This is a genomic window from Virgibacillus kekensis (assembly GCF_042654125.1).
GTDB classification, from domain to species: Bacteria; Bacillota; Bacilli; order Bacillales; family Amphibacillaceae; genus Lentibacillus; species Lentibacillus kekensis.
On sequence record NZ_JBHSFU010000005.1, the window covers coordinates 109,873 to 131,504 of the forward strand.

Below are 21,632 nucleotides of genomic sequence, written 5' to 3' on the forward strand. Positions count from 1 at the left end.
CTTCTAGGGTGTTTTCCGTGTTTTATCCAAATACTTCTTCAAGTACCTTGGATTCTTCATGGTCGAGCATATTTTTTTGAATTATATCGTCAATTGGTTTGTTCATTTGCTCCTTGAGTTCCTGCGTTGGGTCCGGTTCTCCTACAACGTAAACTTTTTCCCACTGATGATCTTTAGCCCGCTTATCAAGTTTTGGTGCAATACTTTTGAACCATCGGTGTTTATTTGCTTCATAGCGGTCTTTAAAATTGTCCTGTTGCAGGCTTTTACCGCCGGACCCCATAGACGGATCAGCCCGGTGTGGACCTGTAAACTGCCGCCAGTCATCGGTATCAACATCGAACTCATAATAAACAGTATCTTCAATCTCATTCATATTTGCTTCCACAACTTTCACCTGATCTTGCTGTACAAGGATAATTCCGGATTTAGGAAATTCATCCCGTAATTTTTTCAACTGGTCAAGCTGAGGGGTCTCTTCCCAGTGGAATTCTGTTTCAAGGCGTGTCTGTACACGATGAGCAAACCAGATTTCCTCATCAGCGGTAGCGAATAAAATAATTCCTCTACGATAGTTCTGTTCATTACCGCGCACAAATTTTTCCACTTTCTTTTTTACCTGCTGGAAGTTTTTAAGCTCTTCTTTGTTTTCATCCTCCTGCAGATAACTCTCAAAATTACGCAGACCGTTTTTAAAGTGGATTTTCCATTCGCCCCCCTGTTGTTCTGGATCGGAAGGATCGGTATTTAAATACATGGAAAATACCTTATTGGAACCTTCTTTTCTTACATTCTCAAGTTGTTTTATCTGATCATCGAGATTCATAGGGCATTGGCACTCCTTTATTCATATTCATTTCTTTAATAGACTTGTTTCCGCTATGGGATGAAAATAAACATGAAAACAGTAACAAATCCCATAATCATCATCGTAAATCGCTATGATACAAGCTTCAATCCGACTGCTGCGGCAATAATCATACTGATAAACACAATTCTGCGCCAATCTGCTGATTCACCATAGAAAGCCATACCAGCAATAGCGCTGCCGACTGTTCCAATTCCGGTCCATACCGCATATGCAGTACTCATTTGGATGGTGTTCATCGCTAACGTCAGAAAAACGAAGCTGCCAACAAAACCGCCAATGAACCAGATAAATGATTTTAAGCTTTTCTCCCGGTTAACCATATTAATCCCGATTACACCAGCCATTTCACCGACTCCTGCTACTATAAGAAAAAACCAGCTCATCCAGACCGCTCCCCTTCATGTTCCTGTGTAACCATTTTCAGTCCAAATACCCCCGATAACAACACAACTATCAGTAGAATCTTGAAGGGGTTGAACTCTTCGCCAAACAACATAATATCCAAAACCACTGTTCCGGCGGTCCCTATGCCGGTAAAGACTGCATACGCTGTACCGACTGGAAGATTCCTTGATGCAACAATCAACAAATGCATACTCAGATATATGGATAGTCCAGTCAACAGCCACTCCACCACGCTATCAGCATGTTTCAGCCCCACTACCCAGCCAATCTCAAATAAACCTGCTACAAATATAATGTTCCAGCTCTTTTTCATAATATTTATCCCCCACATTAAAAACCAGGCATACCATCCCGGGTCCATACGAAGCGGAAATTCCGCCACCACAATTATAATTTGATAACTTTAACCTTCTTAATTTGGTAACCGTCAATCTCTTCCACGATAAACTGATAACCGTCATATTCCACAACCGTTCCTTTTTCGGCATCCAAATGGTGCGTGATAATCCAACCGCCGATTGTGTCGACCTCTTCATCCTCAAGGTCCGTACCCAAAATTTCATTAATTTCATCAAGTAATACCTTACCTGCAACCATTGTTGTATTTTCATCCACTTCTTCAATCATCGGTTTTTCATTAATATCAAATTCATCACGGATTTCACCGACAATTTCCTCAAGAATATCCTCAACTGTAACAAGGCCGGCCGTTCCACCATATTCGTCAATCACAATCGCCATATGAATCCGCTCTTTCTGCATCTGTACCAAGACCTGTTTAATAGGTGTATTCTCGGCCACATGAATAATGGGGCGAATAAATTGGTCAATTGAATCATATTTCTTTTTTATGTGACCAGTGAAGATCTCTTTCAGGTTAACAAGCCCAATAATATGATCTTTATCTCCTTCAGCGACAGGGTACCTGGTGAACTGGCCCTCCCAGATTACCTCGATATTCTCTTCAAAACTATCTTCTTTAAAAAAACAAATCATTTCGGTACGCGGTATCATAACTTCCTTAGCCAACCGGTCATCGAATTCAAAAATATTATTTACATACATCATTTCTGATTTATTAATTTCCCCGCTCTTATAACTTTCAGAAAGAATAAGACGGAGTTCTTCTTCTGAATGGGCAACTTCATGCTCCTGCATCGGTTCAAACCCAAACAATTTCACCAACAGCCTTGCCGATCCATTGAGTGACCAAATAAACGGGTACATCACCTTATGGAAAAGAATCAGCGGACGTCCAAGACTCAAGGTTACTTCCTCTGCCTTCTGAATAGCAATCGTCTTTGGTGCCAGTTCTCCTACCACAACATGCAGAAAAGTAATAATCACAAATGCTACCGCTACGGATATTCCATGCGATAATGCGGGATTAACTTCCAAGTTATGAAAAATCGGCTGTAACAGGCTTGCGACTGCCGGTTCACCTAACCACCCGATTCCTAGTGCAGTTACGGTGATTCCCAACTGACAGGCAGACAGGTATGCATCTAGGTTGTCGAGCAACTTCTTTGCATGGACTGCTTTTTTATTTCCTTCTTCAACCAGATGGTCGATTCGGGTTGCGCGGACCTTTACTATTGCAAATTCGGTTGCTACAAAAAATGCAGTAAGCCCTATCAATACAGCAACCATTAATAAGTTTAGAAACTCCAAGAATTTCTCCCCCTAACACGGATGGATAATTTGCTCGATTAATTCATATCTTTTCATAAGATTTAAAAATGGACAAGTTATGTGGTGATTCCTGGTATGATTAAAAAAATACTATCCATTCTGTTCGGCAGTTTTTTTGTTGCTATCGGTGTCAATTATTTTGTGATCCCTCATCAGCTGATCGACGGCGGGATTATAGGGCTTGGACTTATCGCCAAATATACGCTTGGTCTCAAGCCAGGAGTGACAATTCTTTTATTAAGTCTGCCATTGTACGCAGTTGCGTGGTTTAAATTTCGTTCTTATTTTTATAACGGGGTCCACGGCTTGCTTGTGACCTCATTGTTTATCGATTATTTTCACCCATTATCTGCATGGCATACAGCCCCTGTACTTATCAGCTCAATTTCCGGGGGCTTCCTGATTGGTTCAGGAATCGGCATTATGCTTTTAACGAGGACAACCACAGGCGGGGTCGACCTGCTAGCGCTGATGCTTACCAGGTTAATTCCGCTAAATGTGGGTATTATTATTTTTTTAATAGACGGCGCTGTATTACTTTTTGGCTGGCTGGTGATGCAAGATGCCGCAATCTTCTATTCTATCCTGATGGTATCCATGATCGGTCTCACTACCTACAGCATCACGAGTGCCTTCCTAATGGAAGAAGGCAGCTGATTGATACATCTTAGCTGCCTCCCTTTGTGTATTATCTATCGTTTTTCTTTACCGTCTTCGGAATGGGTTCTTTTTTTATCATCCGTATAAACGCTACTACTATCACCAGCAGAATTATTGTAAACGGAAGTGCAGAAATCAATGATGCAGTTTGCAGCGCATCCAGCCCACCTGCAAGCAACAGCACCACAGCAATCGCTGTAATCAGAACACCCCAAACAATCTTCGTAAATAATTGAGGGTTAAGACTTCCTTTTGATGTCATACTGCCGAGAATATATGTTGCCGAATCGGCAGAAGTGACCAGGAATGTAAAGATTAAGAATATCGACAGAAGTGAAAGTATTGTCGTTCCTGGCAGAAAGTTATAGGTTTCAAACAGCGCAACCGCTGCATTCACATCAACAGCTTCGGCAATCTGTGTTCCATTAAACAAATCGCTGTGAATTGCTGTTCCCCCAAATGCTGCAATCCATAGACAAGCAATCAGAGGGGGCACCACAAGCACGCCGAAAACAAACTCCCGGATAGTACGGCCCTTTGATACACGGGCAACAAATGCACCAACAAATGGTGACCATGCTGTAGCCCATGCCCAGTAGAACACTGTCCAATCACGCACCCATGTTTCCCCGGAGTATGGAGTCAGACGAAAGCTGTACTGGACAAAGTTTGTCAGGTAGTCACCTAATCCTAGGACAAATGTGTTTAATATAAATACTGTCGGACCTGCGAAAAATACATAAACCAACAGGACAAGACACAGCCCAAGATTCAGGTTACTCAACCATTTAATACCCTTATTCAACCCTGTACTTGATGACAGCAGATAAGTCACCAGCATAATGAACGCAATTGCCATCTGAACCCAGATTGACTTAGGTATGTCTGACACACTGGATAAACCACCATTCATCTGCAGAATTCCAAGCCCGAGCGATGTAGCAACACCCATCACTGTCGCAATTACAGCCAGGGAATCGATTGTATTGCTTAATACGCGGTTTCTTCCTACAACTGGCTTAATTGCTGTTGAGATTAATCCCTTCTTTTCTTTTTTAAACTGCAGAAAAGCAATAATTAAACCGACGACAGCGAAGACTGACCATTGGCTGATTCCCCAATGAAAAAACGCATAGCCCATCGCTACTCGTGCAGCATCTTCTGTTTGTGCTTCAAGTCCCTGGAATGGAGTGTTGAAAAAGTGGCTCATTGGTTCTGCGACACCCCAGAAGACCAGGCCGGCTCCAAAACCTGCTGAGAATAGCATGCCAATCCAGGTGAAAAACGGATATTCCGGCCGTGAGTTTTGCGGACCCAAACGTATTTTTCCGTACTTACTGATAGACAGACCTATTAAAAATAGAACAAAAATGAAAACCGCAAGTAAATAAAACCATCCAAAATTGATTGTTGTGAAGTTAAATAGCTGTCCAGCGATCTCCCCGAACTTCTTTGGCTTAGAAGCTCCCAGGACAACCAACACAAGAACAATAATTGCAGATACGAAAAATACAGGATTCTTGTAGTTATGTTTTTCCATAAGTATTCCTTTCTTTTAATGTATTTTTTAGGTTCTTTCCACAAAAGATTACTATTTTCCAAACAATGTATGCACCTAATACCAACGTAAGAGATTCACGAAAACTCCTTGCGAGAGTAGTGGGCAAAGGCAGCCCAGACCCCACAAACCAAAACACAGCGGCGTAGAGACTCGCAAGACGCCCCAGGAAGTAAAGTGTATTTCCAGAGTGCAAATGGGTGTTGCATAGCAGATTCTATAATAACAACATTTTATGCCAAAAGAGCCCTTGTCTCAAATAAATAGGAAAAAAAGTAGGAGAGAAAAAGAGTTCAATATGTAATTTATCCTCAATCACAGGAAGCTAAACGCTTTTTATCCTAAAACGAAAGAAAAGATCCCCAATGGTGGAGATCCTCTTCTGTTTATATCTTCTCAGTAAACGTTCCTTCCGAAATAAACATTTCCGTCTCATTCCGATTGGATGGAACTTCCCGTTCACGTAACTTGTCCTGAAGCGATTCTTTATCACCTTGATATCCGATTGCGACAATGGCATGAACTTCATAATTATCAGGGATGCTCAGTACTTCCTTGGCTTTATTTTTATCAAAACCACCCATGGCATGTGTAGCTAGCCCTTTACGGGTTGCTTCAAGTGCCAGGAACCCCCATGCGGCTCCAGTATCAAACGCATGAGAAGGATTTGGTCCACCCATAAAGTCGGCATCAGTTTTGGAGACCACTGCAATCAGCACCGGCGCCTTACTGCACCATGCCACATTGCTGTCGTTAATAAATGAATAAAATCTTTCCTTATCTTCCTGTGACCGGGCAATAACAAATCGCCAAGGCTGTACATTTGCGGCAGATGGCGCCCATCTTGCAGCTTCAAACACAGACTGCAGCAAATCTTCAGGTACTTCCTTTTCCAGGAATGAACGCGGTGACCAGCGTTTAAGGAAAATGGGGTCAATATCCTGAGCGGCTTTGCGATATTCTTTTACTTCGTACATAGATGACTGCCTCCTCTATTTCTGTAATGGTTTACCTGTAAAAGTTTCCAACCGCTATTATACATTTCTATCAGATATTTTGTAATTATTATGCTTATTTAGAAATTGAATTGACACAGCTTGTCGATAAGGAGGATAAAAGTCGATATGATTCCTATACGCTGGTTCGTAATTCAATGTAGTGGAGTATGCAGAGTAGCGCTGAATGAAGCTTGATGTGAAATCGCCTAATATGCCTTCAAAACCGCCAGGTAATAATTATATTTATCAGGTTTTAGCCTTAAGAAGGAACCAATTAAGAAGAAGCTGGCTCAAAAATAAACTTTGCTTTCCAGAGACGAACGAAATAGAATGGGAAGCTTTTAATGTTATCCTTTTATAATTGGATTTTATTCCAAAGTTGATATAAATTGCGACGTAGCTAGCTATGTTGATTTTCGCTTCGCGAAGTCGCTTTCACCACTCCGGTTGCAAGTACGACATCTGCTCATAAATTCGCAGTGTCTCCTTTGCCGGGGGGCAACGCTTCAACTTCCTCGGAAGAAGACCACTTCCTGCGGGATTTTCAGCTGTTGCTTCGACGAACAGGACGTTCTAGTACCGGCGTTGGTCAAAGGACGTGACCGGTTTTAGCCGGTGACCCGCAGGAGTCGAGTGCCCTACGCTCCAATCAACACTATGGTAGCGAAGGAAATACACGAGACTCCTTCGGGAAAGCGAAGACGTTGAGACCCCACAGCGAGCGTTCTTTGCGAGCGAGGAGGCTCAGCGCGAGCCCGAGGAACGCGTAGTGTATTTCCGGAGCGAATCTACGCTGTTAATTCGCAGTTTATAGATTACACGAAGGCATGCTAACAAAAAAATGCGAACTATCTTCAATAAGATAGTTCGCATTTTATGTTACTTATAAACTTTTGTCCCAGTCTTCTCTAACTATATTTAGTACACACGACGAACATGGCCGGCAAAATGATCATCCCAGTAACCACTTGTCATGCCTGCAATTGCAACCCCCGTGCTACTTTGGGACCCTATAAATTTACCATTTCCAAGATAGATTCCAACATGGCCATTCGTTTTATAAGTATTAAAGAATACTAGATCACCGGGACGAATATTGCTGTAGGAAACCTTTGTTCCAACAGACTGAAGTGCAGAAGTGCTTGACGGGATATTAATACCCGCTTGAGCAAATGCCCATGAGACAAATCCAGAGCAGTCAAATCCAGTTCTTGGCGAACCGCCGCCCCATACATATGGAAGACTATTCAAATATGGCATACCTGCATTCAATACAGTGCTGATACTGCCACTAGGAGCCTTCGACACAGATTTAACCGGTGCTTTATCTTCTTTTTTACTTAGCGTGGTTAGCTCACCGCCACCCGATGTGGTAGATGTTGCAACTATGGAATTACTAGATTCCCGAGCTGCTGCCCTGCGCTGTATCTCAGCAGCTACTGCTGCAAGACTGCTGTCTTTATTTTCAAGCTCAGTCTTTAATGCTACCAAGTGCTCTTGTTTTTCTTTAAGTTCTTTTTTATCAGCCTCATTCTGTTCTTTTTGCGTAAGAATGGTGGCCTGCATTGCTTCCAGTTCATCCTTCATGGCAGTAAGGTCAGCAAGTTTTTGTTCAACGGAACCCTGCTTCTCTTCTAGTGCAGTCTTATCTTCTTCTTGTTCTTTCATAAGCTGTTCGTCAGACTCAGCAATTTTGGTAATCGCTGATACACGGCTGATCAAATCTCCGAAATTTTCAGCACCAAACAGGACTTCAAGAAAGCTTATATCTCCTCCACTTTGCTGGAAAGAAACCATACGCTGCTTGAGTATTTCAAAACGACGCTCAATGTCTTCTTCAAGCTCACTGATTTCACCTTCAATAACGGCAATTTCTTCCCTGGTGGATTCAATTTTACTCTTAGTGTCTTTCATTTTCTCTTCATTGGCAGTCAATGCATTATTGACCTGTTCAATCTTTTTATTCAGTTCCTCCAATTCGATCATTACATCAGCAATCTTCTCTTCAGCTGCTGACAGGTCTGCCTGAATTTCCGCCCGTTCGTTCTGAATGTCCTGCAAAGGGTTAGCTTCGACTGTAGTATGTAAAAATGCACTACTAAAAAGGACCGCACCAATAGTGGTTAACATTGCAATTGACTTTTTCAACTGTATTCCCCCGTTTCCCCGTCGGCACCTGCAAAAAATAGTTCTCTTATGTATGTTTACTTTCTCGATTTATCGGGTAATTTGCAAATGCATGATAGTATTTATCTAATATGTAAATTATATTTTTAGGCAATTCGAATTATATCACCCAAAAATGACATGGATGTAATAGAAACATTACAATTGTATTTCAAATTGTATCAGTATCCATTTCCTTCCTTTTTCTAACAAAAAAATGCCCATCTTCCTATGGAAAATGGACAAAAACTCGAATTTAGTCGAACCAACCTTTCTTCTTAAACCATATAAACATACCCGCAGCTAACAAAATCATTACAAACCATACGACAAAGTACCCATATTTCTCATCGAGCTCCGGCATAAAAGCAAAATTCATACCATAGACCCCTACAATAAATGTCAGTGGCATAAAAATAACCGAAATAACAGTAAGAATTTGCATAGTGCGATTAGTCTGGTGTGCATTCAATGACATATAACTGTCACGAATATCCTGCGTCATCTCCCTGTTTGAAGCAATCATATCAGAGACTTTGATTAGATGGTCATGAATATCGACGAAATATTCACGGCGCTCTTGGACACCTTCGAGATGGTGTGTATTCAATACACGGTAGAGCAAATCGCGCATTGGATGGACTGTCTGACGTAATTTAAGCAGTTCACCCCGCCGGTCGAACAGCTGGTCAAGCAAATCTTCCATCGATAAATCTTTCGTGTTGTCTTCAATCTCATTAATATGATCCTCAATTTCATATACGATTGGAAAATAATTATCCACGACATTATCCAGTAACTGATGAAAAATGAAATATTCATCCACCACATCTCTGTCTCTCATGTTTTTCAGTAGATTCATCGCTGCGTAGATTGTTTGTGTTCCTTGCCGGTGAAAGGTGACAAGGTAGTTTTCTCCAAGAAAAATATCAATTTCCAACTTGGACAAATCTTCCTGGTCTATTGCATGGATAACGAAAAAAGTATGATGGTTATAGTAATCCAGTTTCGGTCGCTGCATTTCATGAATACAGTCCTCGACTGCCAAGGGATGAAAGTTAAAATAGGTTTCCAACTGCTTTATTTCCGCCTCTGTAGGTTCATCGAAGTCTGCCCAAACCCACTTGAACGCAGAAATATCCAACTTGTTAAGTTCATCAATACCGTTGAATTCTTTCAATTTACCTTCGTCCGTTTGTGCAAGTACCTTAATCATATGGAAATCCTTTCTTTTTCTGCTACGCTTCTTTTTCCCTTATTTGCACGATTCTACACACAAGCCAAAAGCACCCCATTATGGAGTGCTTCTGACATTTATCGTGCAAATTGTTCTTCTTCAGTTGATCCCTTCAACGCTGCTGTGGACGAGGTCCCACCGGAAATCACCTGCGCTACCTCATCAAAATAACCGGTCCCTACTTCACGCTGATGTCGTGTTGCGCTGTATCCATATTCCTCACTCGCAAATTCGGCCTGCTGCAGTTCGGAATATGCCGCCATTCCATCATCCTTGTATTTCCTGGCAAGCTCGAACATTCCATGGTTTAGCGCGTGGAACCCTGCCAGTGTTACAAATTGGAATTTGTATCCCATCTTACCGAGTTCTTTTTGAAAACCAGCAATTTCCTCATCGGACAGCTTATGTTTCCAGTTAAACGATGGGGAACAATTATATGCAAGAAGTTTGCCGGGAAACTTTTCATGTATCGCATCAGCAAATTTCTGTGCTTCCTCGAGATTAGGCTCAGATGTCTCACACCAAATCAAATCCGCATACGGTGCGTACGCCAATCCACGGGCAATTGCCTGGTCAATCCCTGCATTTGTCTTAAAGAAACCTTCTGCAGTCCGTTCCCCCGTTATAAACGGAGCATCGTAATTATCAACGTCACTTGTTATCAGATCAGCAGCGTTAGCATCCGTTCGAGCAATAATCAATGTAGGTGTACCCATCACATCGGCGGCAAACCGTGCAGCAATCAGGTTTCTCACTGCAGTCTGGGTTGGCAAAAGAACTTTTCCGCCCAGGTGCCCGCATTTCTTTTCAGACGACAGTTGATCTTCGAAATGGACAGCTGATGCCCCAGCTTCAATCATCGATTTCATCAATTCGAATACATTCAGCTGTCCGCCAAATCCAGCCTCAGCGTCCGCAACAATCGGGGCGAACCAGTCAATCGATTCATCATCCTCAGCATGATGAATCTGATCAGCACGCTGCAACGCCTGGTTGATTCGCTTAACTACAGTTGGCACACTGTTCACGGGATATAGACTCTGGTCCGGATACATCTGGCCTGCAACGTTAGCGTCTGCTGCTACCTGCCAGCCGCTAAGATATATGGCTTTCAGGCCGGCCTTTACTTGTTGGACTGCCTGATTTCCAGTTAGAGCACCCAGGGCATTCACATACCCTTCCTCATTAATCAGCTTCCACAGTTTTTCAGCACCTTTTTTGGCCAGCGTGTATTCGATGTCCATGGAGCCGCGAAGCCGTACCACATCTTCAGCCGTGTACGGCCGCTCCACATTAACCCAGCGAAGATCGTTTTTCCATTCCTTTTGAACACTGTTTATCCGTTCTTGATTCATTCCTGATTTCCCCCTTTGATTAATTGATCGTACGCCGGTAATGTTAGAAACTCCTCAAATCTATCCTGCCCGACGAGATTTTTAAACAGTTCTGCTGCCGCCTGGGCACTCTCGCCCACTTCTTCGTCTATCAGTTGTTCGACTAGTGCAAACGTCACGTTCCTTCCGTCCTCAAGTACCCCTTTTGGATGCCGGATCCATTGCCAGACTTGTGCTCTGGAAATCTCCGCAGTTGCGGCATCTTCCATCAGATGATTGATTGGAACAGCACCACGACCGTCTAGCCATGCTTTAATGTACTGAATACCAGCCCTTATATTAGTCCGGAGTCCCTCTTCTGTTATTTTTCCGGTTGGAACCTGTAAGAGCTGATCCTGGGTAACCGTTAAGTCTTCACGTTTTCTATCAATTTGGTTAGCACCCGGCATGCCTTCGTTAAAAATCTCTTTTACGAGTTCAACCATCCCGGGGTGGGCAACCCATGTACCATCGTGACCATCCGCTACTTCTCGCTCTTTATCGGCACGGACTTTAGCAAATGCTGTTTTATTTTTCTGTTCATCATTTTTTACAGGAATCTGTGCTGCCATCCCACCGATTGCCGGGCCATTCCGTTTATGGCAGGTCTGAATTGCCAACAGCGAATAGGCTCGCATGAACGGCACTTCCATCGTCACCGTTGCCCGGTCCGGTAAAATAACTTCCGGACGCTGTTGAAATTTTTTAATGAAACTGAAAATATAATCCCACCTACCGCAGTTTAACCCTGCAGAATGCTCTTTCAGTTCATATAAAATTTCATCCATTTCAAATGCAGCTGTTATAGTCTCAATTAATACAGTTGCTTTTATCGTGCCGCGTGGAATTTCGAGTGCTTCCTGGGCAAAAACAAACACATCATTCCACAGCCGTGCCTCGAGATGATTCTCTAGTTTCGGCAAATAAAAGTATGGCCCTGTACCTCTGTCGATAAGTTCCTGGGCATTATGATAAAAATAAAGGCCAAAATCGACCAGGCTTGCGGAGACAGGTTTTCCGTTTATGGTTATGTGCTTCTCCTCAAGATGCCATCCGCGCGGCCGAACCATTAACACGGCTGGTGTATCGCTCAGCTGATATTTTTTTCCTCTATCATTCTCAAAGTCTATTTCTCTTCTGATTGCATCCTTCAAATTAATCTGCCCGTTGATTATATTTTCCCAAGTTGGTGATGTCGCGTCTTCAAAATCGGCCATAAACGCTTTGGATTCAGAATTCAGCGCATTAATGACCATCTTACGATCAACCGGCCCGGTAATTTCCACCCGGCGATCCTGTAAATCATCTGGAAGAGGATCTATCGTCCAATCACCCTTGCGAATATCGGCGGTTTCTTTCAAGAAATCCGGCTGATTCCCCTTGTTTAAGTTTTCCTGGATATGCGTTCTCAAATCAAGCAGGCTCTTCCTCCGCTGGTCAAACTGATGATGAAGTTTTTCGAGAAAATCCAACGCATCATCGGTTAAAATTTCATCAAATCTTTCCCTCATTTTTCCGCTGATATTCAGCGCCTCGCTTTTCATTAGCAAATTTATACGCCTCCATCTGTTATTAAACACTTAAAATTTTAATATTTTGTTATAGAACAACAGTGATAAAAAAATTACTCCTCCCGCTTCGAGAGACAGTATTCACATTCCAGCATAAAGCTACGATCTTCCACCGGCTTACCACACTCTGGACATGTAGGACGCTGCATATTTTCACCCCTCTTTTATATAACAGTTATATTATTGTTTATGTTGTTATAAAACAGTTTATGTGTAATTCCAAAAAAATGCAACAGTTTTAATAAAAAAGTTTGCAATTTTTTTCTGGTGTGAAAAAATAGAGTCTGAGTTTACCGTTGGAGATGAGGACATGAAGCATGTAAAATTACCAGGCAGCAGGGTTGTCAAAACAGGTGTATCCATATTTGTTACCGCATGGATTTGTGTACTGCTTGATTGGCCGCCAGTATTTGCAGTTATAACAGCTATCGTTACGATCGAACCCACTGTCTCCGACTCAATCAAAAAGGGAATTGTTCGTTTTCCCGCTTCGGCAATCGGGTCAGCATACGCGGTCTTTTTCATCTCCCTTTTCGGGAATTCACCGCTAACATATACGCTTGCAGCTGTTTTCACAATTGTAACCTGCTTCAAATTTAAACTTCACGCCGGCTTACTTGTAGCTACATTGACTGCTGTTGCGATGGTCGAAGTAATTCACAGCAATTTTCTTATATCGTTTTTTATCCGTTTAGGAACAACCACGACAGGTCTCGTCGTATCTACAGTAGTAAACATGTTTGTTTTACCACCTGATTATACAAAGGAAATAGCTAGAAAAATAAAAGCACTTCGGAAGAAAACCGGTATTGCAGTGGAAAAAGTATTTGCGGAAATTTTGGCGGATAATAGAAATAACCTGCAGGAAACCGAAGTGGAGCTTATCAACCAGCTAGTCATTAACGGCCGTCAAATTGAAACGCTAATCCGCTTTCAGTCTGAAGAAACTAGATATCACCCCCTTGTCGGAACGGAGAAGGAACAGTTCCAGATTGCCCAGGATCATTTGGTACAGTTGCAGTTGATTCTTTACCATGTTGACAATCTGATCTACACACCATTAAATGATTTGTCATGGACAAGTGAGGAACGGACATTGATCATGCGGGCTGTTTCAAGTCTGGCGTACTCCCTGCAAAATAAAACAAACTATACACCAGCTAAACATCAGCAGCAGCTAAAAGCTTTAACGGAGATTTTTTGGGAAGATAACGAAGAAATAACCAAAACCAACAAGAAGCACCCTACCAACTTCCCACCTGAATTGATCATTTTATATGAATTGGTTACCATCTATAATTTGGTGGAAAAATATTATAATAAGCCCCAACAAGAACCTGATGCGTTCAGGGCTGGGGCAGAAAAACTAAAGAGTGAGGAGCCCAATTAATAGCTGAGCGACGAAACGGCTAGTCATTGGCGAGGATTCTGGTTCCGTTAATTGCAGAAATAGCCGTCCTAGGGAGGAGATTCGGATCCTAGTTCCGTTAAATGCCTAAAAACACTGATATATGTGGGCAAAAAGCACAAATAGCGGAATGAGGATTACATATTGTGCTCCTAACTGTTGATTTATTGGAAATAACGGAATGAGAATCCCAAAAATGAGCAAAGCAGATCACGATTCCGCTAAATGTACTTTGTCAAAGCAATTGTAGGTCATCAAAGATAGTAAATTATAGCACCGAAAACGCTCAGATAAATTCTGAGCGCTTGCTTATAAGTGTTCTACTACTCAACCTCTTTAGACAAGATTATGTTTGAACGCATAAATAACCGCCTGTGTGCGGTCCTGCACCTGCAGTTTACCGAGTACATTACTCACATGGACCTTAACTGTTTTTAATGCGATGAACAATTCATCGGCAATTTCCTGATTGGTTTTACCCTGTGCAACAAGGAGAAGAATTTCCATTTCCCGGTCAGTGAGCTGTTCATGAAGATTTTCAGCAGGGTTCTCACGCATCCGATTCATGATTTTGCCGGTAACCTCTGGCTCGAGGATTGACTGACCTTCATGGGTTGCCCTGATTGCCTTGGCGATTTCGCTTGCCTTAGAGGTTTTCAGCATGTAGCTTGTTGCGCCCGCTTCAAGTGCCGGATAGACCTTCTCATCATCAAGAAAGCTGGTTACAATTATAATTTTTGCTTCCGGCCACTGGTTGATGATTTGCTTTGTCGCTTCAATTCCGTCCATTTCCTTCATGACGAGATCCATCAGGATAATATCCGGGCGCTGCTCCAAACTCAGTTTAACTGCTTCCCCACCATCATCCGCTTCAGCGATTACATCGATATCCGGCTGTGCGGACAGGTATGCCGAGACACCGATCCGGACCATTTCATGATCATCGGCAAACAATACTTTAATCAAGATCCTACTCCTCCTTTGTCAGGCTTGGCACTTTCACTTCAAGCCGCGTTCCTTCATTTGGCAGACTTACTACCTTAAACGTTCCGCCGACTTCCAAGGCGCGCTCCCGCATATTTTGCAGACCGTATGAGCTCGTTCGGATTTTTTCCATGTCAAAGCCAACCCCATCATCAACAATCCGTAAAATAACTGTATCGTCACGCTCAATTAGCATCACATGAAACGAGTCAGCTTCCGCGTGACGGAGTGTGTTGGAAACAGCTTCCTGCAGAATTCGGAATAACTGGTCTTCGACTCCTTTATCGACCGCAAATGACTCGACATGCCAATCTATTTTCATTGGTACTTTCTGTCTCAGTTCAACGAGCAGTTCTTCAACACCTTCTTTCAGCGCCTTTCCTTTCAAGGCCACCGGGCGAAGATGGAGAAGCAATGCCCGCATTTCCAGCTGGGACTGGTGAATCATTTTTTCCACCATATTCAGCTGTTTTTTTACAGGTTCATCGATTGGTGTTTCCGTTTCATTAATAGCGGACATCATCATCGACGCGGCAAACAATTGCTGACTTACGGAATCGTGAAGCTCACGAGCCAGACGATTCCGCTCCTGAACAACAACTTCCTGCAGACTTTTCTCGCGCTCGTTGGCCCGTTCAGTAACCAGTCGCTGGGCATTTTCGGTCTGAATCCGGATTTTTTCCTGAACCTGCTCTAGCAACATCTGAACCTGGTCAAGTTCTTTATACGGATCCGTGTCCTCTGAGATTTTTTGTCCTTTAACAATTTCGTCCAGATGCCTGGCCACCTGCTGCAATCGTTGCCGCCAGTACCACCCGGTCGAGATACCAATAATCCCGCCTGCAACTACTGGAATACCGGCAATAAGCGCCCAATATGGCAAATCGTACAGTTCCCTAAACCAGATTTGTGCCCAGTCGTCAGGAGGAAACGCAGCAAGTGTAATGCCTGCAATAAAAATGGTGATCAACAGACTGAAAGCAATCGCAGTGAGCGTATGACGGAAAATAATTTTCATATCCGCATCACCTCGATATCACCAGAAATAAATGACGTGATTATTTTCACCCGTGGCATCGATGTGGTATAACCCTCGGTCTGATACAAAAGTGATTCATTCATCAGTTTCATGTGTTCTTCGTTGAAAATAGTGGCACGGCCGAATATGGCACTGTGATGAATACTTACTTCGACTTCATACGGTACGTAAATTTGGACATTACCGACTATGTGGCGAATTGAAATCACTGCTGTATCATTCGGCAGAACAGTGTTACTCAGGTCAATCATCCTATCCCCGACCCCGGCATGGATATTTAAGTCCCCCCACTGATATGCTGTGTCTTCAGTTGCCTGGTCGCCAAAAATTTTATGGTCAAATAATGGTTTGCTCTGTTTTAAAGGAGTATCCGGCATATCAACAACATTTGAATGTTCCGGCCGAATTATCTCTGCTTCTTTTTTTGACTTGGAATAATTGATAATAAATAATACAATTGCCGCGATAATCAGAAAGCGTACCGCGAGCGTGTTTAGAATGGCAAAAACAAGACCGGCCACACCAAACCAGAAAAAAACTTTCCCCCAGAGCCGGGAGAATTTTTTTCGGCCTATATAGATAAAAAATCCGGCAAATAAAGCCGAGATGATCATCCCGCCGTGAAAAAAAGCAATCTCTATGACAAAGAGGATCACGCCAATGATTAATATCCAGTTGAAAGTATCGGTAGATAAACGGTTAAACATGGGGTGACCCTCCTTTCTTATGTAAAAGTAGTGAAAGGCGCAGTTATTCTGCGCCTTATCAGTATATCATTTTTTACTTTAGTGCTGAATGGAGATGATGTGGTTACTCAGCTTTTTCCTGCAGTTCTTTTTCCAGTTTTTCAATTTTGCTGTCAAATGTGCTTCTGTAGTAGGAGCTGTTCACCTTGTATTCCAGGTTTTCAATGTATTTTTCCATTTCAGCAAAGCGAGAGAATGGTTTGTCGGAAGTCTCTTCTACCACTTTATTGATCTGATGGTTTGCATGCGCAATATTCTCCCGCCCCATCAATTCCATCCGGCGAAGGTGCATATCCTTCAGACGGTGTTTCATGTCCTCGTATTTTTCCTCAAGCTGACTAAGCTGCTCCTCCGCTTCGTCACGGGAAGCCTTCATCCGTTCAGTCCTAGCCTGATATTCCTCATGCTCTCTGACAGCAAATACATGCATCTGCTCTTCGCCGGCACGTTCTGCAATTTCCGCCTGCTTTTTACGCTTTTCTGCCAGTTCCTGTGCTCTGTAATGCTCCCGTGCAAATTCGTCTTTCAGTTTGTACTGACGCTCTACAAGTTTGCGCACCTTTTCTTTTTCCTGTTCACTTTGACGCAAGTAATGGTTCAATGCAGCAATCGGGTTTTTCTGTTCTTTTTGATCCAGCATATCGTGTAAATCAGCTGAAACGGAATCTTTAATACGTGTAAAAATGTTTGCCATTGTAGATCGCTCCTTTTTATTTTATCGATTTAATTCTGCCCATTGACGTTCGAAATTCTGAAATGGATCATTGCTTTCTTCGACAACGGATGCTGAAGTGTAACTATCATCTTGCTTCCAGCTTTTAAAAATGAGGTAAAGAACATATGCGGCTGCAATTCCAATTACCGCGTAAATATTGGAAAGTCCAATACTTACGACAATCAGCCCAGCGATAACCCAGCCAATCTTACCTACCACTGAATCGCTCTTAATGAACTTTTTGAAAACAATGTACAGTAACCAAACACTGACACCCAACAAAACCATCGGTCCAAGGTTAGCCAGCAGGACAAAAAATGCGATTAACCCTCCGACGAACAACATGAATTTTTTCATGCATCCCGCCTCCTTTCTTAATACAATCTTACCGTGACAGCGGCGTTCCAGTAATGTACCCCAGCCATATCTTTTACTAAGACCTAAGGCGTATATGGATGAATTTCGGATACAGAAAATCAGGATCATGAAAAAGGGAGCACCGCTTTTAGAACGGAGCTCCCTTATATTTATAAAACCTCATTTGCATAGTTTTCCGGCGATTTCCTGTTAACTTCCGGCGAATCACAAATTAGGAAGGATTCTATAACGTGCTGCCCGGAAAGTTTCGCGATTTCACCTCAGCAACTCTTCCATAATCCCTACAACTTCCCGAACCTGCTCTCTGCTTACATCATAGTGCGTTACAAATCGCACTGTATTCGGACCAAACGGGACAGCAAGCACTCCAACATCCTTCAATCTGGCAAGAAACTCCTCTGAATTCAGCCCCGCATCCTCGGTATTGACAAGCAGTATATTGGTGTCCACTTGATTCTCGATTCGCAACCCAGCAATAGCACCCAATCCCTCGGCAAGAATCCGAGCATTCGCATGATCATCAGCCAGACGGTCGATCATCGTCCTTAATGCAACCAGTCCAGGTGCAGCAATAATTCCTGCCTGTCGCATTCCACCGCCCAGGCGTTTACGCCATTTACGTGCCCGCGTAATAAAGGTTGCGGACCCGGCGATAATCGACCCAACCGGCGCACCAAGACCTTTTGACAGACAGAATTGCACGGTGTCGGTGCAGGCAGCGTACTCTTTTACATCCACACCACTCGCGACAGCAGCGTTAAACAACCGCGCACCATCCAAGTGAACCGGAATTCCCCGCTCTTTTGCAGTTTCATAGATTGCCTGCATATTTTCAAGCGGCACTACTGCCCCACCGGCCTTGTTATGTGTATTTTCAAGACAAATCAGCCCTGTCTCCGGAAAATGGATATTCTCACCACGGATGGCTGCAGCGACATCACGAGGATTCATCGCACCACGCTCACCTTTTATTGTCATTGGCTGTACTCCAGCAAGCGCGGAAATCGCCGCACCTTCGTAAACAAAGATATGAGAAGTTGCTTCCAGAATAACTTCCTGCCCTGGCTGGCAATGAGTAAGAACGGCAATCTGATTCCCTTGCGTTCCACTAGGCACATACAATGCAGCTTCCTTGCCAAGCTTTTCAGCAGCCAGCCGCTCCAGCTCATTAATACTAGGGTCCTCCCCGTAGACATCATCTCCAACGGGCGCATCAAATGCAGCCTGTCGCATTTCCTTCGTCGGTTTTGTCACCGTATCACTACGTAAGTCGATCATCGTTTCCCCTCCAGCTCTCTATTAATCAACCAGCACTTCATCTGCCAGCAGTTTGTATGATCTTTTTCTCGCCTCATAATCATGTGTAATGGTTACAATCATCAACTCATCAGCCTGATACTGTTCCTGCAGGTGTTCAAGCTGCTGCCTGACCTCCCGCGGGTCGCCCACAATCAGCTTATCCATAGTTCTGTCAGCCTGTTCACGCTCCTCATCGGTAAAAGAATAACGTTTGGCCTCTGCCACTGATGGAATGCGACCGTCCCCTTCACCTTTCGCCCGTTGCACACTCCACAGCTGATTGCTCAATGCTAGTTCATGCGCTTCCTCACTCGTCTCCGCAGAAATTACCGACACGGTTACGATAACACGAGGAGTTTTCCCAGGGTGGTGTCGCGCCAGCTCTTCTCGGTACTCCGCCACAATCCCAGGCCCGTCACTACCACTCATAAAGTGACCAAATGTATAAGGAAGCCCTTTTTCGGCCGCCAACACAGCACTCTTTTTACTGGTCCCGAGCAACCAAGCTTCCGGAGCTGCTTCCGGGACAGGGGTCGGTTTTATTTTCGCAAACATATCATCGGCAGGATATTCGTTATGTAAAAACTTCAGTAATGCATCAAGTGATTCGGGCATCTCCTTCACATTCTGCAAAAAATTACCAGACAGCGCCATCGTTGCTTCAGCTGATCCGCCCGGGGCCCTTCCAATCCCAAGGTCCACGCGCCCAGGGTAAAGGGTCGCGAGCAAATTGTAACGCTCGGCAATATTAAATGGCTTATAATGTGGTAAAAGAACTGCGCCTGCACCAATCATGATACGCTCCGTCTGTGACCCGATAATCCCCAAAATCACATCCGGGGCAGGACATGCCAGCCCTGACAGGTCATGGTGCTCGGCTACCCAATATCTCGCATAGCCCAATTTGTCAGCAGTCTTCGCGAGTTCAATCGTAGCTTCCAGCGCTTCCCTGGCTGTATTCTCTCCAGATATCGGCGCCTGATCTAGAATGCTAAGTCTCATGGTAACCACCTTCTTTTGTTAAAGTATATCATCAGCCCGAAATGAAATTTAAAAATTTAGCTCCCACCAAAGTGGAAGCTATCATCCTTTATTATTTTCAGCTATTTCGTCAACAATCCGCTCAGCGGCCCGGCGATAGAAATTGCTCATCTCTGACATGGCTGCAACCATCAATAGTTGCTCCAAATACTCTTCATCCTGATCATTTAATTTGCTGACTTCTTTAGATACTTCCTCGCCATGTCCCTGAACGCTTTCTTTAAATCGCTCTCTGTTTAATTCCGTCAAATGAAGTTGACTGCTGTATAGTCGCGACAAATCAAAGTCACCATCAATCATTCTGCTGTTCAGCTGCTCAAGTGTCATTTTAACATCATTGATCGACAAAGCGCCTTTCATCTGATATATCATGCTGATCAGCATCAGATGATCTTTGGAGTATTTTTTATTCTTTATCGGAAAGAACAGCTTACCTTTTGCATAGTTATTGATCATTGTCTTGGTAAGCACTTTTTCATCGTCTGTCCGTTTGGTACCTGAGAATTTTTTTTCAAATAATTGAATGACCTGGTCCATATACAGGTTTAAGTCCGGGATTTCCCCCAGTGAAAGACTTGCCTCCAGATTCATCTCTTCAATAATTTCATCCATATTTTTCATTCCAAAACTCCAATTTTATATGTTTGAATTCATTATATAGGACCGGTTAAACAAAGTAAACATTGACTAGATAACAAAACATAGATATTATTATCATATAGTTTTAAAAACTACTTATTGATGCAAAGGTGTGAATTGGGTGAAGAGATACATTCGTGAACCGATTAACGGGCTGACCCATTTATTTGGTGCGGTATTGTCATTGTTTGGCCTGATAGCCCTGGTTGTAAAAGCTGCAGAAACGGCCGATTCTACACTGGTTATCATGGCCGTAGTTATTTTCGGTGTCAGTATGATTTTGTTATATGCGGCATCTGCGACCTATCATATGGTCATTGCGACCGATAGTGTAATAGCGTTTCTACGGCGGATTGATCATTCGATGATTTTTATCTTGATTGCCGGAACATACACTCCACTTTGTCTGATTAGTATGAAAGGTGTAACCGGATGGACGCTGTTTGCTATCGTCAGCACAATTGCTTTTCTAGGGGTCATTTTCAAACTCGTCTGGTTCCATGCACCACGATGGCTGTCTACAGCATTATATGTCGCGATGGGCTGGATTGTCGTTTTCTTCAGTTCAACACTTGCCCCAGTACTCGGACCCAACGGAATGCTGATGTTGTTTCTAGGCGGATTGTTCTATACCCTTGGCGCACTGATTTACTGGCGTAAGCCTAAGCTTCTATCATTTAAACATTTCGGCTTTCACGAGATTTTCCATATCTTTATTCTGTTCGGAAGTCTGTTTCACTTTATATGTGTATATGCATATGTACTTTAAAGCAGCTGGGGAGTCGGTACCAACCCCCGAAAGTTAGAGTAGAAAATCTAACTTTCGGGGGTGTTTTTATGGCCAAATATAGT

The 21,632-nt window shown here is 43.2% G+C and carries 21 protein-coding genes; 3 read left to right on the forward strand and 18 right to left on the reverse strand.

The window, feature by feature from the left end; genetic code table 11:
- Positions 1–22: 22 nt before the first annotated feature.
- The 4 genes from ACFO3D_RS10810 to ACFO3D_RS10825 all read right to left on the reverse strand — a co-directional run bounded on the left by ACFO3D_RS10810 (position 23) and on the right by ACFO3D_RS10825 (position 2,947).
- Positions 23–826: a VLRF1 family aeRF1-type release factor gene (locus ACFO3D_RS10810; RefSeq protein WP_390295782.1), complete on the reverse strand. Its 804-nt coding sequence runs from the start codon at positions 824–826 to the stop codon at positions 23–25.
- 113 nt (positions 827–939) lie between these two features.
- The gene (locus tag ACFO3D_RS10815; protein ID WP_390295784.1) at positions 940–1,254 is read right to left on the reverse strand and encodes a DMT family transporter; all 315 of its coding nucleotides are present in this window, start codon (positions 1,252–1,254) and stop codon (positions 940–942) included.
- Entirely contained in the window at positions 1,251–1,589 is a 339-nt protein-coding gene (locus ACFO3D_RS10820) for a DMT family transporter (protein WP_390295786.1), read from the reverse strand. The genes ACFO3D_RS10815 and ACFO3D_RS10820 overlap by 4 nt, the downstream gene beginning before the upstream one ends.
- Positions 1,590–1,663: 74 nt before the next feature.
- Complete coding sequence (locus tag ACFO3D_RS10825) at positions 1,664–2,947, reverse strand: hemolysin family protein (RefSeq protein WP_390295788.1); 1,284 nt, start codon at positions 2,945–2,947, stop codon at positions 1,664–1,666.
- A 96-nt stretch (positions 2,948–3,043) separates the two neighbouring features.
- Between ACFO3D_RS10825 and ACFO3D_RS10830 the strand changes: the two genes are divergently transcribed.
- Positions 3,044–3,625 (forward strand): YitT family protein, encoded by a 582-nt coding sequence (locus ACFO3D_RS10830; protein WP_390295790.1) that lies wholly within the window; start codon positions 3,044–3,046, stop codon positions 3,623–3,625.
- Between the two features lie 31 nt (positions 3,626–3,656).
- Here the strand turns inward: ACFO3D_RS10830 and ACFO3D_RS10835 are convergent, their stop codons facing one another.
- The 6 genes from ACFO3D_RS10835 to aceB all read right to left on the reverse strand — a co-directional run bounded on the left by ACFO3D_RS10835 (position 3,657) and on the right by aceB (position 12,504).
- The gene (locus ACFO3D_RS10835; RefSeq protein WP_390295792.1) at positions 3,657–5,168 is read right to left on the reverse strand and encodes a BCCT family transporter; all 1,512 of its coding nucleotides are present in this window, start codon (positions 5,166–5,168) and stop codon (positions 3,657–3,659) included.
- Between the two features lie 404 nt (positions 5,169–5,572).
- Entirely contained in the window at positions 5,573–6,163 is a 591-nt protein-coding gene (locus ACFO3D_RS10840) for a nitroreductase family protein (protein ID WP_390295794.1), read from the reverse strand.
- 939 nt (positions 6,164–7,102) lie between these two features.
- Positions 7,103–8,332 carry a C40 family peptidase gene (locus ACFO3D_RS10845; RefSeq protein ID WP_390295796.1) on the reverse strand — a complete coding sequence of 410 codons (1,230 nt, stop codon included), beginning with the start codon at positions 8,330–8,332 and terminating at the stop codon, positions 7,103–7,105.
- Positions 8,333–8,606: 274 nt separating this feature from the next.
- Complete coding sequence (corA, locus tag ACFO3D_RS10850; RefSeq protein WP_390295798.1) at positions 8,607–9,566, reverse strand: magnesium/cobalt transporter CorA; 960 nt, start codon at positions 9,564–9,566, stop codon at positions 8,607–8,609.
- Between the two features lie 98 nt (positions 9,567–9,664).
- The gene (gene aceA, locus ACFO3D_RS10855) at positions 9,665–10,942 is read right to left on the reverse strand and encodes an isocitrate lyase (RefSeq protein ID WP_390295800.1); all 1,278 of its coding nucleotides are present in this window, start codon (positions 10,940–10,942) and stop codon (positions 9,665–9,667) included.
- Complete coding sequence (aceB, locus tag ACFO3D_RS10860; protein ID WP_390295839.1) at positions 10,939–12,504, reverse strand: malate synthase A; 1,566 nt, start codon at positions 12,502–12,504, stop codon at positions 10,939–10,941. The genes aceA and aceB overlap by 4 nt, the downstream gene beginning before the upstream one ends.
- A gap of 337 nt (positions 12,505–12,841) precedes the next feature.
- Here aceB and ACFO3D_RS10865 point away from each other — a divergent pair, with 337 nt between their 5' ends.
- Positions 12,842–13,921, forward strand: coding sequence for an FUSC family protein (locus ACFO3D_RS10865; RefSeq protein WP_390295802.1), 1,080 nt, complete (start codon positions 12,842–12,844; stop codon positions 13,919–13,921).
- A gap of 354 nt (positions 13,922–14,275) precedes the next feature.
- On the opposite strand, the gene ACFO3D_RS10870 is transcribed toward ACFO3D_RS10865, so the two are convergent.
- The 8 genes from ACFO3D_RS10870 to ACFO3D_RS10905 form a co-directional block, all read right to left on the reverse strand.
- The gene (locus ACFO3D_RS10870) at positions 14,276–14,905 is read right to left on the reverse strand and encodes a response regulator transcription factor (RefSeq protein ID WP_390295804.1); all 630 of its coding nucleotides are present in this window, start codon (positions 14,903–14,905) and stop codon (positions 14,276–14,278) included.
- Between the two features lie 4 nt (positions 14,906–14,909).
- Positions 14,910–15,941, reverse strand: a complete 1,032-nt coding sequence (locus ACFO3D_RS10875; protein WP_390295806.1) for a sensor histidine kinase — start codon at positions 15,939–15,941, stop codon at positions 14,910–14,912.
- Positions 15,938–16,669 (reverse strand): cell wall-active antibiotics response protein LiaF, encoded by a 732-nt coding sequence (liaF, locus tag ACFO3D_RS10880; protein ID WP_390295808.1) that lies wholly within the window; start codon positions 16,667–16,669, stop codon positions 15,938–15,940. The genes ACFO3D_RS10875 and liaF overlap by 4 nt, the downstream gene beginning before the upstream one ends.
- A 103-nt stretch (positions 16,670–16,772) precedes the next feature.
- On the reverse strand, positions 16,773–17,402 hold the full coding sequence (locus ACFO3D_RS10885; protein ID WP_390295810.1) for a PspA/IM30 family protein: 630 nt from the start codon (positions 17,400–17,402) through the stop codon (positions 16,773–16,775).
- Between the two features lie 21 nt (positions 17,403–17,423).
- Positions 17,424–17,780: a lmo0954 family membrane protein gene (locus tag ACFO3D_RS10890; RefSeq protein ID WP_390295812.1), complete on the reverse strand. Its 357-nt coding sequence runs from the start codon at positions 17,778–17,780 to the stop codon at positions 17,424–17,426.
- A 276-nt stretch (positions 17,781–18,056) separates the two neighbouring features.
- A complete protein-coding gene (gene ltaE, locus ACFO3D_RS10895) occupies positions 18,057–19,079 on the reverse strand; it encodes a low-specificity L-threonine aldolase (RefSeq protein ID WP_390295814.1) in 1,023 nt (340 codons plus the stop codon).
- Positions 19,080–19,100: 21 nt separating this feature from the next.
- Positions 19,101–20,102, reverse strand: coding sequence for an LLM class flavin-dependent oxidoreductase (locus ACFO3D_RS10900; protein ID WP_390295816.1), 1,002 nt, complete (start codon positions 20,100–20,102; stop codon positions 19,101–19,103).
- Between the two features lie 81 nt (positions 20,103–20,183).
- A complete protein-coding gene (locus ACFO3D_RS10905) occupies positions 20,184–20,762 on the reverse strand; it encodes a DUF1836 domain-containing protein (RefSeq protein WP_390295819.1) in 579 nt (192 codons plus the stop codon).
- A gap of 139 nt (positions 20,763–20,901) precedes the next feature.
- Here ACFO3D_RS10905 and trhA point away from each other — a divergent pair, with 139 nt between their 5' ends.
- Positions 20,902–21,549, forward strand: coding sequence for a PAQR family membrane homeostasis protein TrhA (gene trhA, locus ACFO3D_RS10910; protein ID WP_390295821.1), 648 nt, complete (start codon positions 20,902–20,904; stop codon positions 21,547–21,549).
- Positions 21,550–21,632: the final 83 nt, after the last annotated feature.

What these genes read in the sequence shown, in the direction of transcription:
- ACFO3D_RS10810 (WP_390295782.1), bottom strand. Translation starts at nt 826, where the DNA reads ATGAATCTCGATGATCAGATAAAACAACTTGAGAATGTAAGAAAAGAA.
- ACFO3D_RS10815 (WP_390295784.1), bottom strand. Translation starts at nt 1,254, where the DNA reads ATGAGCTGGTTTTTTCTTATAGTAGCAGGAGTCGGTGAAATGGCTGGT.
- ACFO3D_RS10820 (WP_390295786.1), bottom strand. Translation starts at nt 1,589, where the DNA reads ATGAAAAAGAGCTGGAACATTATATTTGTAGCAGGTTTATTTGAGATT.
- ACFO3D_RS10830 (WP_390295790.1), top strand. Translation starts at nt 3,044, where the DNA reads ATGATTAAAAAAATACTATCCATTCTGTTCGGCAGTTTTTTTGTTGCT.
- ACFO3D_RS10835 (WP_390295792.1), bottom strand. Translation starts at nt 5,168, where the DNA reads ATGGAAAAACATAACTACAAGAATCCTGTATTTTTCGTATCTGCAATT.
- ACFO3D_RS10840 (WP_390295794.1), bottom strand. Translation starts at nt 6,163, where the DNA reads ATGTACGAAGTAAAAGAATATCGCAAAGCCGCTCAGGATATTGACCCC.
- corA (WP_390295798.1), bottom strand. Translation starts at nt 9,566, where the DNA reads ATGATTAAGGTACTTGCACAAACGGACGAAGGTAAATTGAAAGAATTC.
- aceA (WP_390295800.1), bottom strand. Translation starts at nt 10,942, where the DNA reads ATGAATCAAGAACGGATAAACAGTGTTCAAAAGGAATGGAAAAACGAT.
- aceB (WP_390295839.1), bottom strand. Translation starts at nt 12,504, where the DNA reads ATGAAAAGCGAGGCGCTGAATATCAGCGGAAAAATGAGGGAAAGATTT.
- ACFO3D_RS10865 (WP_390295802.1), top strand. Translation starts at nt 12,842, where the DNA reads ATGAAGCATGTAAAATTACCAGGCAGCAGGGTTGTCAAAACAGGTGTA.
- ACFO3D_RS10875 (WP_390295806.1), bottom strand. Translation starts at nt 15,941, where the DNA reads ATGAAAATTATTTTCCGTCATACGCTCACTGCGATTGCTTTCAGTCTG.
- liaF (WP_390295808.1), bottom strand. Translation starts at nt 16,669, where the DNA reads ATGTTTAACCGTTTATCTACCGATACTTTCAACTGGATATTAATCATT.
- ACFO3D_RS10885 (WP_390295810.1), bottom strand. Translation starts at nt 17,402, where the DNA reads ATGGCAAACATTTTTACACGTATTAAAGATTCCGTTTCAGCTGATTTA.
- ACFO3D_RS10890 (WP_390295812.1), bottom strand. Translation starts at nt 17,780, where the DNA reads ATGAAAAAATTCATGTTGTTCGTCGGAGGGTTAATCGCATTTTTTGTC.
- ltaE (WP_390295814.1), bottom strand. Translation starts at nt 19,079, where the DNA reads ATGATCGACTTACGTAGTGATACGGTGACAAAACCGACGAAGGAAATG.
- ACFO3D_RS10900 (WP_390295816.1), bottom strand. Translation starts at nt 20,102, where the DNA reads ATGAGACTTAGCATTCTAGATCAGGCGCCGATATCTGGAGAGAATACA.
- ACFO3D_RS10905 (WP_390295819.1), bottom strand. Translation starts at nt 20,762, where the DNA reads ATGAAAAATATGGATGAAATTATTGAAGAGATGAATCTGGAGGCAAGT.